Here is a 17,852-nt window from a genome sequence, read left to right on the forward strand (position 1 = left end):
GAAGGTATCATGGGTGTCATGACGAAGACAGACCACGTCGACGCCCTGGTCGCACAGTGGGCCACCGAGCGTCCGGATGTCGACGCCTCGCCGATGCAGATCGTCGGCCGCCTCAGTCGGATCGTCGACCACATCGAGGCCGAACTGCTCGAGGTCTTCCGCGGCTTCGGTCTCGGCGAGGGGGAGTTCGACATTCTGGCGACCCTCCGCCGCCGCGGCGAGCCGTACGCGTGCGCCCCGGGCGAACTCGCGCGTCACACGATGGTGACCACCGGGGCGGTGACCAAACGCGTCGACCGGCTCGTGGCATCCGGTCTCGTCGCGCGGAGCCCGAGCGACGACGACGGTCGTGGGCGCGTGGTCTCGCTGACCGATGCCGGACGACGGGTGATCGACGAGGCGCTCGTCGCCCACGTGGCCAACGAGGAGAGGTTGCTGGCGGCGCTGAGCCCCGCCGACCGTCGCACGCTCGAGTCCCTGCTGCGCGAGTGGGGTTCCGCGCTCGGCGTGTGATCGCCCTCTCGCCCGCGGGTGGTCGGCGGGTTTCAGGCCCCCGTGTCGCGCACGCCGTGCCCGACGGGGACGCTCAGCCTTTCAGCGCCTTCGCGATGCGCTGCGGCGACACCGGCTCGGCGGTGCCGAGGCGTTGCGCGAACAGGCTCACGCGCAGCTCCTCGAGCAACCAGCGCGTCTGCACGAGGTTCGCAGGAGCGTCGGCGCGCAGGGGGATGGTGCCCCCGGCCTCGACGAAACCGGCGGCCGCGCGCTCGTACTCGGTCATGCGCTGGCGGTCGCGGCCGGGGTTGTCGGACAACGTCGTCACGCGCTCCCGAGCGCCCGCGAGATACCGGGGGTAGTGCTGCAGGCGGGGCAGCCCCGTGCGCGAGAGAAACCCGGGGAAGAGGAGGCCCTTCACCTGACCGCGCACGTCGTTGAGGGCGCCGAGCAACGTGATCGACGAGGCATCCTTCATCGCCCGGTCGACTTCGCGCTGCGCGAGCAGGATCTTCGCCGCGAGGGAGACGGTCTGGAACGTGCGGTCCACGGAGGCGGCCGAGAACGCATTGCGCACGCGCTCGAAGTCGGCTTTCGTGCGCACCGCACCGCTCGGGCTCTCGCGCAGCAGCACGTCGTCGGCCAGGGCCACGCGAGCATCCTCGATGAGTGCTTTCGCGTTCTGGTAAGGAGACGCCGCGAGGGCGAGCTTCTCGTTGGCGGTGAGGTGGTCGAGCACGTACGTCGCCGGCGAGGGGACGGCGAGGAGCATCAGGCGACGGATGCCGGCGCGCGTGTGCTTCCCGGCATCCTCGGGGGTCGCCTCGACGCGCAGGGCCACGCTGTCGCCCTCGTCGACGAGCGCAGGGTACCCCCGCACGACACCACCGGCGACCGGGGTGTCGACGACCTCGGTGAGTTCGTCGAGATCCCAGGTCGTGAGCTTCGTGCGCGAGGCGAACGCGGGGGAGGCTTCGGCGACCTTCGCCGCCTTCTGCGCCGGTCGCGCGATCGTCGACTCGACGCTCGACCGTGCTCTCTCAGCCAGTCGCCGTTGCAGGGTCGGCAGGTCGCGATCGCTTCCGACGGCCCGACCCCGGGCGTCGACCGCGCGGAACGAGGGCATCAGATGACCGGGAACACGCTCGAGCTCGAAGTCGGCGGCGCTCACGCGCTGGTTCGCCACGCGCTGCACGAGGGCGGCGAGGGCGTCGACGAGGGTCGTCTTCGGGAGCCCGTTCGTGTGCTCGGGTCCCTTCTCCGCCAACTCGGCGCTGAACTTCTCGGCCCAGTCGGCGGCGGGGACGACGTTGCGGCGGATCGTCTTCGGCAGCGCGCGCAACAGCGCCGTCACCAGCTCGTCGCGCATCCCCGGCACCTGCCAGTCGAAGCCGTCGGGGCGCAGCTGCGCCAGCAGCGGCAGCGGCACGACCACGGTCACGCCGTCGTCGGGCGCGCCCGGCTCGAAGCGGTACGCGAGGTTGAGCGTCTGATCGCCCTGTCGCCAGCGCGCGGGGAAGGCCCGGTCATCGCCCTGGGCGCGGTCGCCGGTGAGGTCGGACTCGCGCAGGTCGAGAAGGTTCGGCGTGCGGTGGACGGCATCCTTCCACCAGGCCTCGAACGAGCGCACGTCGGTGACGTCGGCGGGGATACGCGCGTTGTAGAACGCGAACACCGCCTCGTCGCCGATGAGGATGTCGCGGCGGCGCTCGCGCTCCTCGATCTTCTCGAGCAGGCGGCGCTGCTCGACGTTGCGGCGGAGGAACGCCGTGAGCCGCTTGTCGAGCACCGAGGGGTCCCACTCGCCTTCGACCAGCGCGTGTCGCACGAACATCTCGCGCGCCAGCGGCCGGTCGAACCGCGCGAGCTGCACGCGACGGCGGCCGACGAGCTCGACCCCGAACAGCGTGACCTTCTCGTAGGCGGCGGCGGAGCCGGCGTCCTTCGACCAGTGTGGCTCGCTGAGCGAGCGTTTCACGAGGTCGGGGGCGAGCTCTTCGGCCCACGCCGGATCGACGGCGGCGACCGTGCGGGCGAACAGTCGCGAGGTCTCGACGAGCTCGGCGGCCATGACGGCGGAGGGACGCTTCTTCTTCAAGCCCGAGCCGGGGAAGATCGCGAACCGCGCGCCGCGCGCGCCGGTGTACTCGCCTCTGGTCGCTCGCGCGTCGCCGGGGGCTTTGCGGTCTTTGGTCTGCGCCATCGTGCGCGGATCCAGGATGCCGATGTGAGACAGGAGTCCCGACAGGATCGCGCGGTGGATCGCGTCGCCCTGCGCGTGGCCCTCGGGTGTCTCCGTCTGTCCCCGTTGTCGTGGCCTGGAGCCGCCCGAACCGGCCATATGCGGGACGCGGTTCTCCACGCCACGCCCGGCGGCACGCGCGTCGCCGCGAGCGCCGTCGCTCCGCTCGGCCCCCAGTGAGCGCAGCTGCCGGTGCACGTCGACCCACTCGCGCACGCGCACGTAATTGAGGTGCTCGCTGCGGCAGAGGCGCCGGAAGGCGCTCGAGCCGAGCTCGGCCTGCTTCTCCTGCAGGTAGTCCCACAGGTTCAGCAGCGACAGGAAATCGCTCGACGGGTCGGTGAACCGCGCGTGGAACCGGTCCGCCTCTTCGCGGCGGTCCTCGGGCCGTTCGCGAACGTCTTGGATCGACATGCCCGACACGATCGCGAGCACCTCGCTCTGCACGCCTGTCCGACGCGCCTCGATGAGCATGCGGGCGAAACGCGGGTCGATCGGCAGGCGCGCGATCTCGCGGCCGATCTCGGTCAGCCGGGGGCCGCGGTCGTCATCGTGCCCGTCCCGTCTGCCGCGCCCCCGCGACGGATCGCGGTCGGGGCGGTCATCGCGCGCTCCCACGCCCGGCGCCGGCAGCTTCACCGCGCCGAGCTCGACGAGCAGATCGAACGCCGCCTTGACGCCGCGCGAGTCCGGCGGCGTGAGGAAGGGGAACGCCTGGATATCGCCGAACCCGAGCGACAGCATCTGCAGGATCACGGATGCCAGCGACGTCCGCAGGATCTCGGGTTCGGTGTACTCCGGACGACGCGTGAAATCGTTTTCGGAGTAGAGCCGGATCGCCACACCCGGAGAGGTGCGGCCCGCGCGCCCCGAACGCTGCTGCGCCGACGCCTGCGACACGGCCTCGATCGGCAGGCGCTGGATCTTCGACCGGTTGCTGTAGCGCGAGATGCGCGCGGTGCCGGTGTCGACGACGTACCGGATGCCAGGGACCGTGAGGCTCGTCTCCGCGACGTTCGTGGCGAGGATGATGCGTCGGCGAACTCCGGCGACGGTGGACCGCTCGAACACGCGGTGCTGCTCGGCCGCGGAGAGGCGCCCGTAGAGGGGGAGGACCTCGGTGGGGGCGGCGTCCTTCTGGTATGCCCCGCGGATCGCGTCCGCGGCATCGCGGATCTCGGCCTCGCCGGGGAAGAAGACGAGCACGTCGCCCGCGGGCTCGCGGTCGAGCTCGCGCAGGGCCGCGACGACGGCTCCGACCTCGTCCGCGTCGTCGTCGGGGCGGCCGGTCTTGCCCCCGTGCCGTGCAGAACTCCTGACTCTCTGCGACGCCGCGGCGGCGCGGCCGCGGGAGGACGGGGGCTCGGGGCTGTCGGCGTCCGGATTCTCAGGAGTTTCGCCCGGCCCGTCCGCGCCGTCGAGCGGTCGGTAGCGGATCTCGACGGGGTACGTGCGGCCCGACACCTCGATCACGGGCGCGGGAACCGGCTCGCCGCCGGGCTGAGACGGGGCGGCGGCGAAGTGGCGCGCGAAGCTCTCCGGGTCGATCGTGGCCGAGGTGACGATGACCTTGAGGTCGGGGCGCTTCGGCAGGATGCGGCGAAGGTAACCGAGCAGGAAGTCGATGTTGAGGGAGCGCTCGTGCGCCTCGTCGACGATGATCGTGTCGTAGCGGCGGAGGAGCCGGTCGCGGTGGATCTCGTTGAGCAGGATGCCGTCGGTGACCAGCGCCACGCGCGTGTCGGCCGACACCTTGTCGGTGAAACGCACCTTGTAGCCGACGGTGGAGCCGAGGGGGACCTGCATCTCCTCGGCGATGCGCTCCGCGATGGTGCGGGCGGCGATGCGGCGGGGTTGCGTGTGCGCAATGGAGGTGCGGCCGAGCTCGAGGCAGATCTTCGGCAGCTGCGTCGTCTTCCCGGACCCGGTCGCTCCGGCGACGATCACGACCTGGTGGTCGCGGATCGCGCGCGCGATCTCGTCCCGCGCGGCGCTGACGGGCAGCTCGGGCGGGTAGACGATGACGGGTTCGACAGACACAGCCTTTCAGCTTATCGCTGTGTGGCGTCCCCGTCGCGGGACGGTACGGCGCCTCGTTCGACGTTCGCGAGAGGATCAGTGAGAAACCGTGAACTCGAACGGGGGAGTCGAGCAATACGAGTGTGAGCACAGACAACGAACTGATCGCCCGGTCGCATGTCGACCCGGCCGTCTTCGCGACGCTGTACGACCGCCACGCCCCGGCGGTGTACCGCTATCTCGCACAGCGGCTGGGCAACCACGCAGCCGACGATGTGATGAGCGAGACGTTCCTCGTGGCGTTCGAGCGGCGTGACGCCTACGACCGGGAGGTGGTCGACGCCCGTCCGTGGCTGTTGGGCATCGCGACGCGTCTCATGCGCAAGCATGCACGACTCGAAGCCGTGGCGTGGAAGGGCATGGCCGCCGACATGGCGGCACAGGTGGCGCCCGACCTCATCGAGAGAGCGGGCGCCCGCGTGGATGCCGAGCGCCTGACGCGCCGGCTCACTGCGGCGCTGCGAAAACTCTCGGACGCCGACCGCGACACGCTGCTGCTGTACGCGTGGGGTCACCTCGACTACGCCGCGATCGCGGCCGCCACCGAGGTGCCGATCGGCACGGTGCGCTCACGACTCAATCGGGCACGGCGGATCCTCCGTCGCGCCGCGGGAACCGACACCCTCGAACAGGAGACGGACCATGGACGAACTGACGTTGCTCCGCAGCACGCGTGACGACACTCTCGCGCCCAGCGAGCAGACCCTGGATGCCGGGCGCGCGGCCTTGCTGGCCCGGATCGCCGCCCCGGCTGCCCCGACGGCGCACGTCGCGCCTCGGAAGCGTCGCCGCCGCCCCCTCCGCCGGGCCACGTGGATCGCCGCCGGAACCGTGACGGCGCTCACCGGCGTCCTCCTGGCGGGCAACATCAACCTCGGCGTGCAGTCCGCGCAGGCGAGCGAGGTGTTGCGGCAGGCCGCGGCCGCGACCCTCAGCACCACGGATGCCGGGATCGCTCCCGGCCAGTACCTGCGTTCGCTCACTCACGCGCGGTGGATGAACTGCTCGGGCTCCACCGATGCGGACGGTCCGGATCAGATGGTGTGCGCGCCGAACGACCAGTTCCTCGACGTGTACAAGCCGGTCGATCCGGACACGGAGTGGGTGCTCGTACGCGACTGGGGTGACCTTCCGGGACTCACGGGCGCGTCGGTGGAGACCAACCGCGCCGCGGGGGGCTTCTTCTACGGCCCGGAGTCCTCGTGGCAGCAGGGTGACGTGACGGCCATTCCTCTCGACGGAGCCGAGGCCTATGCGTGGGTCGACAGCCAGTACCGGGGAGGATCCGCTTCGCGCGACGAAGACAACTTCGTGCGGATCACTGACATCCTGCGCTCGGGCCTCGTCCCCGCACCGCAGAGAGCCGCGCTCCTGGATGCCCTCTCGCGCATCCCCGGTGTGGCGTCGGTCGACGGCGTGGAGAACCTCGACGGGGTACCGGGTATCGCGATCGGCCGCGTGGAACCCGTCCGGTGGGGCGAGCGCCAGGAGATCATCATCGACCCCGCCACGGGTCTCGTCATCGGAGAACGCACGGTCGCGGGTGCGCAGACCTTCGGCTGGTCCACACCCGACGAGATCATCGAGCTCACGGCGATCACGACCACCGTCGTGGACGACGCACCGTGACCGGCGATTCCGCGGTCACGCCCGGGGCGCTCACCCTTCCGCCGACCGAGCCCCTCCCGATACCGCTACCCGGCGAGTGACGGAGCGGCCCCGTCTCACGGCGGGGCCGCTCTGCCGAGCGCCCGGGCGTGCGCGCTCAGGGCATCGACGCCTTCGCGGCGAGGATGCGGGTCACGGCGGCATCCACCTTCGCGGCGAAGTCGCTGTCGCTCTGCGCCTTCGCCAGCACCGCCTGATGCATCTCGGGGTAGACCGACGAATCCGCCGACACCAGGAGCAGGTCGATGCCCGCCTCGACGGCGAGGGTCGCCCGGTCGCCCGGCGACCACGCCTGCACCTGCTGAGCGGCCGAGAGATCGTCGGTGGTGACGACGCCGTCGAAGCCCACCGTGTCGCGAAGAACGCCGACCACGGTGGGGGAGAAGGCGGCGGGGGCGTTCGGATCGATCTTGTCGTAGATCGCCGTCGACAGCATGACGACGGCCGGCCCCTGCGGCAGGACGGTCGAGTAGACGCCCACGTCGGCGCCGTCGGGGGTCACGAAGTCGTCGGTGACCCCGGCGGTGGTGTCGGTGTTGTCGCCGACGTGACCGAGACCGGGGAAGTGCTTGAACGTCGGGAGCACCCCGCCGTCGCGCATCCCGGCGGCGAACGCGCCCGCCTTGGCCGCCACCGTCGCTCCGTCGTAGCCGTACTCGCGCGCGAGCTCGCCGATCGGCGGGTTGCTCTGCGCCGTCTCGGCGCTGGTGACGATGTCGGCCACGGGGGCGAGGTTCATGTTCACACCGGCTTGCGAGAGCTGTCCGCCCCACGTCGCCGCGTTGCTTCGGAGGGTGGCATCGTCCTGCTGGCCCTGGTCGACGGCCGAGGGGATCTCGTCGAAGCCAGGACCTGAGAGCACCTGCACCTCGCCGCCCTCCTGGTCGGTCGCCACCCACAACAGGGGCTGCCCCGCCGCCTGCGCCGAGGTGAAGGTCGAGACGAGGGAGGCCGTCGCCTGGGTGCCGGCATCCGATCTGCCGTGCAGGAAGATCCCCCCGATGTGGTCGTCACCGACGGCGGACAGCGTCGTCTGGTCGGCCCCGTCGACGGAGGTCCCCACCATGAACATCTGCCCGACCTTGTCGTCGAGGCTCATCCCGGCCAGGGGGTCGGCGGTCGGCGTGGGCGTCGGCGTGACGGTCGGAGACGGGGTGGGGGATGCCGTCGGACTCGGTGCCGGCGCCGGGGGAGGCACGCACCCGGTCAGGGTGAGGGCAGCGAGGAGCAGCAGGGCCGAGGTGCGGGGGGCGGTCTTCACCCTCCGATGCTCTCGTACCGGTGGCGCGAAGCCGCGCCCCTTGCGGCGCGGCGCGGCGGTCGGGATCAGCCGCGTCCCACCGAGCACGTCGCCTGGTCGGCCTTGCTGCCGCTGACGTTCTGCGGCAGCTCGACGACCTCGGGTGCCGGTGTGGCATCCGTCGCGCCCGGCGTGGGGGTCTCGGGAGTCGTGGGTTCGGCGGTGGGAGCCGAAGGGTCCAGCGTCACCCCGTCGTTCGCGCCGAGCTCGCCGGTGAGGGCGATCGGTGCGTTGCGCGCGAGCGCGTCCCACAGGACGGCTGCGGCGTCGAGGTCGGGCACGACGCGGTTGGGGTCGTCGGGGTCGTCGGTGACCGGATACTGCACGAAGGTGGTGTCGCTGAGCGGGACGTCTTTGAGCGTGTAGGCCAGCTGCGCGATGCGGACGGGATCGGCCAGGCTCTCGCTCGGGGTGACGTTGTCCACCGCAGTGTTGGCCAAGCCGAGCAGCGTGGCGGGGTTGGTGAGCACTTCGTCGCTGCGCACCTTGTTCAGCAGGCGCGACATGTACTGCTGCTGGTTGCCGATACGGGCGAGGTCGCTGCCGTCGCCGATGCCCTTGCGGGTGCGCAGGAACGCCAGGGCGTCGTAGCCCTGCACGACGCGCGGTCCGGGCTCCCAGTCGATGCCGGCGTCGTAGTCGTCGATGCCGTCGCCGCCGATGCACACCTCGACCCCGCCCACCGCGTCCGTGATGTTCACGACGTTGCCGAAGCTGACCTTCGCGGCGAAGGGGATGCTCTGCCCGGTCAGGTTGGACACCGTGTCGGCGACGCACGTGAGGCCCCCGGCCTCGTACGCCGTGTTGATCGACGCCTTCCCCGTTCCCGACGACACGGATCCGTCCTCGTTCGTGCACGCGGGGATCTCCAGCTGCAGGTCGCGCGGGAACGACACCACGGTCGCCCGTCGCGGGGCGTCCGACACGTGCACGAGGAGGTTGACGTCGTTCCGGTCGCCCTCGGCGCCCGGGTCGCTGCAGCGCTCGCCGAAGGCCTCCTTGACCTGGTCGTCGCACTCGTCGGTGCCGACGATGAGGACATCGAACGCGCCCGCGTACTCGCTCAGGGTCGGCGCCTGGGTCGGTGCATCGCGCAGGGGCACCGCCGCCTCCTGGAGACGTTGCGACAGTGACCAGGCGTAGAAGCCGCCCACGGCGACCCCGGCGACGACCGCCACGGTGAGCGCGATCGCGACGAGCTTCAGAGCGCGACGCCACCCCGAGACGGGACGACGGTGCGCGTGAGCGGCGGGGGGTTCGGTGGGCACGGCGTCAGTAAAGCACGCCACCCGGCGAGAACACCGAACGCGCGCGACGGGGCGGCCGGTGGCATCCCGACCGCCCCGTGTGTGCCTGCTCCTACTGGCCGCCCTCGGTGAGGGTCACGTCGATCGGCGTGTACGTGCCGTCGACCGTGACCCCCTCCTCCTTCAGCGCGGTGAGCGCCTTCTCGATGTACTCGTTCGAGTGCGCCGACTTGGCGGGCTCGGTGGTGATGAGGTTGAGGCCGTCCTGGTTCACGGCCTTCAGCGCGCCCTGGACCGTCTTGTCCCACGCGGCGGAGTCGATCGTGCCGAAGTCGCCCCCCGTCCAGATGAGCTTGTTGACCTCGTTCATCTGCCACAGCTGGTGGGTCGGTCCGACCGGGAAGGCGTTGACGCCGGGAGCGGTCGCCGCCTTGTAGGTGATGTCCGCGGCCTCGGTGGGATTGTCCCGGGCGAAGACCCAGCCCTTCACGACGGCCTTGAGGAAGCGGGTGGCGGCGTCGGCGTAGGCCGGGTCGTCGGACAGGCGCTTCGTGTCGGCCCAGATCGCATCCTGCAGCATGGCTCCGGCGGTGTCCTCGTACGAGATGACGTTGACGTCGTCCATCGTGTAGAGCTTCCCGGTGGCGGGGTTGACGGTCTCGAACAGCTGGGCCAGCTCGTTGTAGGTCATCGCCTGGGCGGCATCCACGTCCTTGTCGAGCAGGGCGTTCATCGAGAAATCCTGCGTCGTGATCTGCACGCTCGAGGCGTCGAGGCCTTTGTCGGCCATCGCGGCGAAGATCTCCCACTCGTTGCCGAAGCCCCACGAGCCGATGCGCTTGCCCTCGAAGTCGTCGACGCTGGTGATGTTCGAGTCCTTCCACGACACCTGGGTCGTGCCCGACTTCTGGAAGACCTGCGCGATGTCGGTGAGCTCGACGCCCTGATTCTCGAGCGTGCCGAGCACCTTCGGAACCCAGGCGACGGCGAAGTCCACGTCTCCGGCGACGAGAGCATCCTGGGGCACGATGTCTCCACCGGAGGGGATGACGTCGACCGAGTCGAAGCCCTCCTCCTGGAAGTAGCCCTTGTCGAGCGCGACGTAGTAGCCGGCGAACTGCGCTTGCGGGAGCCACTGCAGCTGCAGCTTCACCGACGTCAGGGGCGTGAAGTCGCCGTCGGAGGCGGCGGGCTCGGAGCTTCCGCCGCCCGAGCAGGCGGAGAGCGCGAGGGCCGCGACGGCGACGCCGGCGACGGCGCCGAGGGCGCGTCTGGTGCTGTGTCTCATGGATGGTCCTTCCGGATCGGGTGGTGCGATGTCGGGTGGTGCAGGCTCTTTCGTCGGAGGGATGCCGTTCAGCTCGACGGGCGTCCGGCGCCGAGCCGGCGCGCGACGACGCGTTCGAGAACCGAGGTGACGAGGAAGAAGAGGAGGCCGATCACGATGCCGCCGCCCACGAAGGCCCAGGCGAGGGCGGCGCGTCCCGACTTGGCGTAGGTGGCGATCGCGGTGCCGATCCCGTCGGCCGGCCCTCCGAAGTATTCGGCGACGAGGGCCGAGATGACCGCGAGGGATGCCGCGACCCGCACGCCCGTGACGAGGTAGGGCAGCGCGGTGGGGAGCGTGAGCCGGAGAAAGGTCTGGCCGCCGCTCGCCGCGGTCGCGCGGAAGAAGTCGCGCTGGACGGGGCGGGTCTGCCGCAGGCCCCGAAGAGTGTTGACGAACACCGGGACGAACGCGGCGATGCCGGCGACGGCTTGGCGACCGAACTGGCTCGACGCTCCGAACATGGTGTTGAAGATGGGCGTGAGCGCGACGATCGGCACGACCGCGAGGGCCGCCACCAGGGGAGCGGTCATGCCGTCGACGGGCCGCCAGGTGGCGGCCAGGGCGGCCAGCAGGACCGCGATGAGGCTGCCGGCGACGAGTCCGACGAGGGCGTTCGTTCCCGTGATCCCCGCGGCTTCCGCGATGAGGCCAAAGCGCTCGCCGAACTCGGCGGCCACCGCGAACGGGTCGGGCAGCATCCTCGGTGCGTTCCCGGAGGCGACGAAGGCGTACCAGGCGGCGAGCCCGGCGATGCCGACGACCACCGGCGCGGCCAGGCGCGCCCACCCGGGCAGTCGAGCGGCCGTCATCGCTCGTTCGCCCGGTTCACGGGGGAGCCGTGCAGCGCTTCGCGAACCGCGGTGACGCGGGAGAAGTACTCGGGCGACTCGCGCAGGAGCTCATCGCGCGCTCTGCCGGGCCGGGTGTCGATGATGTCGGTGATGCGTCCCGGGCGCGGGCTCATCACGACGACGCGGTCCGAGAGGAAGACGGCCTCGGGGATCGAGTGCGTGACGAAGACGACCGTCGCCCCGGTTTCGGCGGCGATCCGCGCGAGCTCGGACTGCAAGCGCTCGCGGGTCATCTCGTCGAGGGCGCCGAACGGCTCGTCCATCAGCAGCAGTCTCGGCGAGGCCGCGAGGGCGCGGGCGATCGCGACGCGCTGCTGCATGCCGCCGGAGAGTTGGTCGGGGTAGCGTGCGACGAAGTCGGTGAGCCCGACCAGCTCGGCGAGGTCCGCGACGCGCGCGTCGCGGCGGGCGCGGGACCACCGATGAAGCTCGAGCGGGAGGGCGATGTTCGCCGCGACCGTCCGCCACGGGAGGAGCCCCGCCTGTTGGAAGGCGATCCCGTAGTCCTGGTCGAGACGAGCCTGGCGGGCTGTCTTGCCCGAGAGCGTCAGGTCGCCGCTGGTCGCGGTGTCGAGGTCGGCGATGAGACGGAGCAACGTCGATTTGCCGCATCCCGAGGGGCCGATCAGCGAGACGAACTCGCCGGAGGCGATGTCGAGGTCGACGCCGGTCAGCGCGACGACCTCGCCGCCGGCGCTGGGGAACACCTTGCCCAGGCCGCGGGCGCGAACGGCGGTCGTGATGGTGTCGGTGGTCATGCGGTGTCCTCCCCGCGACGGAAACGATGAAGGGCGACGCCCACGAGCGCGACGCCCCCGGCGGCGACGAGTCCCATGACGACGGTGCCGAAGGTGGGAGCCCAGGGGGCGGCGGGATCGGACGACGCCTGACCCGCGAGTTGGATGAGCATGCGGCCGATACCGCCCCGGGGACCGATCGACACCTCGGCGACGACGGCGCCGACGACGGCGGATGCCGCGGCGAGCCGGAGTGCCGGAAGCAGGTGCGGTACCGCGGCGGGAAGGCGTAGGCGGACGAGCGTCTGCCACCACCCGGCGGAGCTCGCACGCAGGAGGTCGAGGTGGAGCTGGTCGGGAGTCTCGAGTCCGCGGAGCATGCCCACCGCGACGGGGAAGAACGCCAGGTACGACGCGATGAGAGCGACCGAGAACCACTGCGGCCAGGGGAAGCCCGAACGGTCGATCTGCGTGCCCAGCGCATTGACGACGGGCGCGAAAGCGATCAGCGGCACGATCTGGCTGACGATGATCCAGGGCAGGAGCCCCGCCTCGACGAGCCGCCAGCGCTGCATCGCGATCCCGAGCAGCGAGCCCACGATGACCCCGATGAGCCAGCCCAGTGCGGCGAGGCCCAGCGTCGTGGCGGCCGCCTCGCCGACCGAGACGATCAGTGCGGGGGTGTCGCCCCCGCTGGTCGGAGCGAACATCCGCGCGACCATGTCCCACACGTGCGGCATCGCGCGATCGTGGGTGCGGGGGAGCAGGATCACGCCCGATCCGGCGGAGCCGTCGCTGCCGACGGTCACGCCGTCAGCGGGTCCGAGCAGTTTGTACAGCTCCCAGATCGCGATGACAGCGGCCACGCCCGCGACCCCCCAGCCGACCCGGACCGCCGCGGCGCGCCCGCGCGTGGCGCGGGGTGCCCGTGGCATCCGCTCCTCGCCGACGACCTCGGTGCTGCCGGGAGTGAGGACCTGGTCCGTCACGAGCGGGTCACCGTTTCGCCGCCACGTGCGCGGACAGCGCGGGGATGACCGTCTCGCCGTACACGCGCATCGTCTCCTCCTTGTTGTCGTGCTGGAGGTACCCGGCGAACTGCGTCACCCCCAGGGCGCGCAGCTTCTCGAGCTTGGCGATGTGCTCCTCGGCGGTGCCGAGGACGCAGAACCGGTCGACGATCTCGTCGGGCACGAAGTCGACGTGATCGTTGTCGCTCTTGCCGTGGGAGTTGTAGTCGTAGCCGGTGCGGCCGGCGATGTAGTCGGTCAGTGCGGCCGGGACGTCGGAGTCGCCGCCGTACTTCGCGACGATGTCGGCGACGTGGTTGCCGACCATTCCGCCGAACCAGCGGCACTGCTCTCGCATGTGCGCGCGGCTCTCGGGGGTGTCCTCGCCGATGTACATGGGCGCGGCCACGCAGAAGGCGATCTCGTCGGGGTCGCGTCCGGCATCCTCGGCCGCGCGGCGGACGGTCGCGATCATCCATTCGGCGATGTCGAGGTCGGCGAGCTGGAGGATGAAGCCGTCGCCGACCTCACCGGTGAGCTTGAGCGCGAGGGGTCCGTAGGCGGCGACCCACACGTCGAGCTTCGAGCCGCGGCTCCAGGGGAACTGCAGGGTGGCGCCGTTGTACTCGACCGCCCGCGAGTTGCCGAGCTCGCGGATGACATGGATCGACTCGCGCAGCGCTTTCAGCGTCGTCGGGCGACCGTTGGTGACGCGCACCGCGGAATCGCCGCGACCGATGCCGCAGATCGTGCGGTTGCCGTACATCTCGTTGAGCGTGGCGAAGGTGGAGGCCGTGACCGTCCAGTCGCGGGTGGCCGGGTTCGTCACGAAGGGTCCCACCGTCACCCGGCGGGTGGCGGCCAGGATCGCCGAGTGCACGACGTAGGGCTCCTCCCACAGCAGGTGGGAGTCGAAGGTCCACACGTGGCTGAAGCCGTGCGCCTCGGCCAGCTGCGACAGCTGGATCGTGCGGGCGGCGGGCGGGTTGGTCTGCAGGACGACGCCGAAATCCATGGTCGTTCCTTTCACACCAGGTACTGGCTGAGGCCGCGGGCGATGTAGCGGCCGTGGCCCTTCGAGCCGACGTACCCCGAGCCGTCCACGACGACACGACCGCGCGAGAGGACCGTGTCGACGCGACCGTCGATCTCGTAGCCCTGCCACGCCGAATAGTCCATGTTCATGTGGTGAGAGCGCCCTTCGCCGATGCCGATCGAGGTGTGACCGTTCGGGTCGTAGACGACGACGTCGCCGTCGGCGCCGGGTTGGATGACGCCCTTCTTGCCGTACATGCCGAACATGCGAGCGGGAGTGGTGCTGGTCAGCTCCACCCAGCGCGGCAGCGTGATCTGTCCGGTGACGACGCCCTGATACATGAGGTCCATGCGGTGTTCGACCGAGCCGATGCCGTTGGGGATCTGGGAGAAGTCGCCGATTCCCATGTCCTTCTGGCCCTTCATGCAGAAGGGGCAGTGGTCGGTCGAGACCATCTGGATGTCGTTGGTGCGCAGCGACTGCCACATGTGGTGCTGGTGACCCTCGTGCTTCGAGCGCAACGGCGTGGAGCACACCCACTTCGCGCCCTCGAAGTCGCCCCACTCCTCACTCGAGGCGCCGAGCTGGTCCTCGAGCGACAGGTAGAGGTACTGCGGGCACGTCTCGCCGAACACGTTCATGCCCCGGTCGCGGGCCTCGGCGATCTGCTCGACCGCCTGCTTGGCGCTGACGTGCACGACGTACAGCGGAGCGCCGGTGATGTCGGCGATCATGATCGCGCGGTGCGTGGCCTCCTCCTCGGCCTGCCACGGCCGGGTGGTGCCGTGGAAGTACGGGCTCGCATCGCCGCGGGCGAGGGACTGCTGCACGAGCACGTCGATGATCGCGCCGTTCTCGGCGTGCATCATCATCATCGCGCCGGTGTCGGCGCCCTTCTGAAAGGCGCGGAGGATCTGCCCGTCGTCGGAGAGGAACACGCCCTTGTACGCCATGAACAGTTTGAAGCTCGTCACGCCCTCGGCGATGAGCTCGTCCATCGCGGTGAGCGAGCTCTCCTGCACGTCGGAGAGGATCTGGTGGAAGCCGTAGTCGATCGCACACTCGCCCGCGGCCTTGTCCTGCCACGCCTGGTAGCGGTCGAGGATGTTCTCCTCCGGGTACTGCACGACGAAGTCGACGATGCTCGTCGTCCCGCCGATCGCGGCGGCGCGCGTGCCGGTCTCGAACGTGTCGGATGCCTCGGTCCCCCCGAACGGCATCTGCATGTGCGTGTGCGCGTCGATGCCGCCGGGGATGACGTACTTCCCCGTGGCATCCACGACGGTGTCGACGGAGGCGGCGAGGTCATGCCCGAGCAGGGTGGAACCCGGCTGCAGCACGGCGACGATCGTCTCCCCGTCGATGAGGACGTCTGCCGCTCCCGTTCCCGTGGCGTTGACGACGGTTCCGCCGGTGATGAGGGTGGTGCCCATGCTCAGGCCTCCACGATCTCGCCGTAGGTGTCGGGCCGACGGTCGCGGTAGAACTGCCAGTCGTCGCGCATCTGCTGCACGAGATCCATGTCGAGGTCGCGGATGAGCACGTCCTCGTGCTCGGACGAGCCGACGGCACCGACGTGGTTGCCGCGGGGGTCGATGACCTGGCTCGTGCCGTAGAACGACACGGCGTCGTCGCCGTATTCGTTGTCCTCGCGGCCCACGCGGTTGGGCTGCAGCACGAAGTAGCCGTTGGCGACGGCGGCGCAGGGACCCTCGACCTCCCACAGCCGGTTCGAGAGGCCGGGCTTGGTCGCATTGGGGTTGAAGACCATGTGCGCGCCGTTGAGGCCCAGCTCGCGCCACCCCTCGGGGAAGTGGCGGTCGTAGCAGATGTACATGCCCACCTTGCCGACGGCCGTGTCGAAGACGGGGTAGCCGAGGTTGCCGGGGCGGAAGTAGAACTTCTCCCAGAACTTCTCGAGGTGGGGGATGTGGTTCTTGCGGTAGCTGCCGAGCACCGTGCCGTCGGCGTCGACGAGCACCGAGGTGTTGTAGTAGACGCCCGTCTGGGCCTCTTCGTAGATGGGCAGCACCGACACGAGACCGAGCTCTTTCGCGAGCGCCGCGAAGCGCTGCACGATGGGCCCGTCGACCGGCTCGGCATAGCGGTAGTACTTCTGGTCCTGCGTGATGCCGAAGTAGGGGCCGTAGAACAGCTCCTGGAAGCAGACGACCTGCGCCCCCGCGGCGGCTGCGTCGCGCGCGAACTGCTCGTGCTTGTCGAGCATCGATTCCTTGTCGCCGGTCCACGTCGTCTGCGTGATGGCCGCTCGCACCGTCGTCATGGGGTTCCTCCCGCTCTCGACCGGCCACTGTCCGGTCGTGTCGTGTTCTGTTACTGTCGCGCCTGAACATTTCCCGACGATTTCCACGAGTGACACCCCCGTTAATTGGAGGTCCGGATGCTGGCGCCCGACACCCTCGTCGAACGCACCGCCGCGGGACTCGCCGCGGAGATCGCGCGATTGGTCAGCGAGGGCACGCTCCCGCCCGGTGACCGGCTCCCCACCGTGCGTCAGGTCGCCGCCGCCCTCGAGGTCTCGACCGGCACCGTCGCGACCGCGTGGCGTGCCCTCGCGGATGCCGGGGTCGTCACTTCACGCGGGAGGGCGGGAACGTTCGTCCGGTCGGAGCGGCGGGAGTGGCTGAGCCCGCGCGTCCGAGGACTCTCCGCCCCCGCCGTCGGCGCCCCGGTGTCCGTCCCGCCGGGGCTTGGAGACGGACGGCGGGGTCCGGCATCCGCCGGTCTGGACCTGTCTCTGGGGACGCCCGACCCCGCGATGCTCCCCTCGCTCGAACGGGCGCTCGCCCACGCGCGTCCCCGCGCCGACACCGGGCGTTACCACGATCTGCCGGTGCTGCCCGAGTTGCACGAGCTCCTGCGGGAGCAGTGGCCCGTGCGGGGGGTCGAGGCGATCACCGTGGTGGACGGGGCGTTCGACGGGATCTCCCGCGCCGTCGAGCAGGTCGTGCGGTTCGGCGACCGGGTGGCGGTGGAGTCGCCCGGGTTCCCCTACATCTTCGACCTCGTCGAGGCGACCGGAGGGGTGCCGCTCCCGCTCGAGAGCGACCGGGACGGCGTCCTTCCCTCCTCCCTCGCCCGCGCCCTGGCCCAGCGGCCCTCGACGCTCGTACTCCAGCCGCGCGCGCAGAACCCGACGGGGGCGTCGATGTCGTTCGAGCGCGCGCGGCGCCTCGCCGACGTGTTGCTCACGGTGCCCGGCGGTACCCGGGTGACGGTGATCGAAGACGACCACTCCGCGCTCATCGCTTCGGCTCCACCCGTGACGCTCGCACTCTGGATCCCCGGGCAGGTCGTACACGTGCGCGGATTCTCCAAGTCGCACGGACCCGATCTGCGGATCGCCGCCCTCGGCGGCCCCGCGGAGATCGTCGAACGCATCATCCGCCGCCGCATGCTGGGCCCGGGGTGGACGTCGCGACTGCTGCAGGCGATCCTGCTCGAGTTGCTCACGGACCCGCGCTCGATCGCGCCGGTGCGCACCGCCCGTCTGATCTACCGGGACCGCCTCGACCGCCTCGCCGCGGGGCTCCGCCGCCTGGGTGTCGACGTCGGCGAGCCGGACGGCATCAACCTGTGGATGCCGGTACGCGACGAACGCGCCGCCCTCGTGCACCTCGCGGCCGAGGGGATCGCGGTGGCTGCCGGGACCCCGTTCGTCGTGGACGTGCCGACAGAGGCGGGCGTCGCGGACGGTGGAGCGAGTGTCGGCGGGTGGGTCCGGGTCACCGGGGGATCGGTGGTCGAGAACGTGCGCCTCGTCGCCGAGGCGCTCGCGCGAGCGGCCGTCGCCGCGCCTGTTTCGTGACCGTCCCGGGACTCGTCAACCCCGGCGC

General features: G+C 70.6%; 14 protein-coding genes. 4 read left to right on the top strand and 10 right to left on the bottom strand.

Features of this window, described 5'->3' with window-relative positions:
* Positions 1-18: 18 nt before the first annotated feature.
* Positions 19-513 (top strand): MarR family transcriptional regulator, encoded by a 495-nt coding sequence (locus PIR02_13835; protein WZH35843.1) that lies wholly within the window; start codon positions 19-21, stop codon positions 511-513.
* A gap of 73 nt (positions 514-586) precedes the next feature.
* Here the strand turns inward: PIR02_13835 and PIR02_13840 are convergent, their stop codons facing one another.
* Entirely contained in the window at positions 587-4,777 is a 4,191-nt protein-coding gene (locus PIR02_13840; protein ID WZH35844.1) for a DUF3418 domain-containing protein, read from the bottom strand.
* Positions 4,778-4,899: 122 nt separating this feature from the next.
* On the opposite strand from PIR02_13840, the gene PIR02_13845 reads away from it, so the two are divergent.
* Both PIR02_13845 and PIR02_13850 read left to right on the top strand, forming a co-directional pair.
* Complete coding sequence (locus tag PIR02_13845) at positions 4,900-5,493, top strand: sigma-70 family RNA polymerase sigma factor (GenBank protein WZH35845.1); 594 nt, start codon at positions 4,900-4,902, stop codon at positions 5,491-5,493.
* Complete coding sequence (locus tag PIR02_13850) at positions 5,459-6,445, top strand: hypothetical protein (GenBank protein WZH35846.1); 987 nt, start codon at positions 5,459-5,461, stop codon at positions 6,443-6,445. The genes PIR02_13845 and PIR02_13850 overlap by 35 nt, the downstream gene beginning before the upstream one ends.
* A gap of 136 nt (positions 6,446-6,581) precedes the next feature.
* On the opposite strand, the gene PIR02_13855 is transcribed toward PIR02_13850, so the two are convergent.
* The 9 genes from PIR02_13855 to PIR02_13895 all read right to left on the bottom strand — a co-directional run bounded on the left by PIR02_13855 (position 6,582) and on the right by PIR02_13895 (position 16,279).
* Positions 6,582-7,745: a glycoside hydrolase family 3 N-terminal domain-containing protein gene (locus tag PIR02_13855; GenBank protein ID WZH35847.1), complete on the bottom strand. Its 1,164-nt coding sequence runs from the start codon at positions 7,743-7,745 to the stop codon at positions 6,582-6,584.
* 65 nt (positions 7,746-7,810) lie between these two features.
* A complete protein-coding gene (locus PIR02_13860; GenBank protein ID WZH35848.1) occupies positions 7,811-9,052 on the bottom strand; it encodes an LCP family protein in 1,242 nt (413 codons plus the stop codon).
* Between the two features lie 91 nt (positions 9,053-9,143).
* Positions 9,144-10,319 carry an ABC transporter substrate-binding protein gene (locus PIR02_13865; protein ID WZH35849.1) on the bottom strand — a complete coding sequence of 392 codons (1,176 nt, stop codon included), beginning with the start codon at positions 10,317-10,319 and terminating at the stop codon, positions 9,144-9,146.
* Between the two features lie 68 nt (positions 10,320-10,387).
* Positions 10,388-11,170, bottom strand: a complete 783-nt coding sequence (locus tag PIR02_13870; GenBank protein WZH35850.1) for an ABC transporter permease subunit — start codon at positions 11,168-11,170, stop codon at positions 10,388-10,390.
* Positions 11,167-11,970 (bottom strand): ABC transporter ATP-binding protein, encoded by an 804-nt coding sequence (locus tag PIR02_13875; protein ID WZH35851.1) that lies wholly within the window; start codon positions 11,968-11,970, stop codon positions 11,167-11,169. The genes PIR02_13870 and PIR02_13875 overlap by 4 nt, the downstream gene beginning before the upstream one ends.
* Positions 11,967-12,938, bottom strand: coding sequence for an ABC transporter permease subunit (locus PIR02_13880; GenBank protein WZH35852.1), 972 nt, complete (start codon positions 12,936-12,938; stop codon positions 11,967-11,969). The genes PIR02_13875 and PIR02_13880 overlap by 4 nt, the downstream gene beginning before the upstream one ends.
* Before the next feature lie 7 nt (positions 12,939-12,945).
* Complete coding sequence (locus tag PIR02_13885; protein ID WZH35853.1) at positions 12,946-13,974, bottom strand: TIGR03842 family LLM class F420-dependent oxidoreductase; 1,029 nt, start codon at positions 13,972-13,974, stop codon at positions 12,946-12,948.
* Between the two features lie 11 nt (positions 13,975-13,985).
* Positions 13,986-15,428, bottom strand: coding sequence for a dihydropyrimidinase (hydA, locus tag PIR02_13890; GenBank protein ID WZH35854.1), 1,443 nt, complete (start codon positions 15,426-15,428; stop codon positions 13,986-13,988).
* A gap of 2 nt (positions 15,429-15,430) precedes the next feature.
* Positions 15,431-16,279: an acyltransferase gene (locus PIR02_13895; GenBank protein ID WZH35855.1), complete on the bottom strand. Its 849-nt coding sequence runs from the start codon at positions 16,277-16,279 to the stop codon at positions 15,431-15,433.
* A 117-nt stretch (positions 16,280-16,396) separates the two neighbouring features.
* Here PIR02_13895 and PIR02_13900 point away from each other — a divergent pair, with 117 nt between their 5' ends.
* Positions 16,397-17,824 (top strand): aminotransferase class I/II-fold pyridoxal phosphate-dependent enzyme, encoded by a 1,428-nt coding sequence (locus PIR02_13900; protein ID WZH35856.1) that lies wholly within the window; start codon positions 16,397-16,399, stop codon positions 17,822-17,824.
* Positions 17,825-17,852 lie beyond the last annotated feature (28 nt).

This window comes from Microbacterium enclense (genome assembly GCA_038182865.1).
GTDB classification, from domain to species: Bacteria; Actinomycetota; Actinomycetes; order Actinomycetales; family Microbacteriaceae; genus Microbacterium; species Microbacterium enclense_B.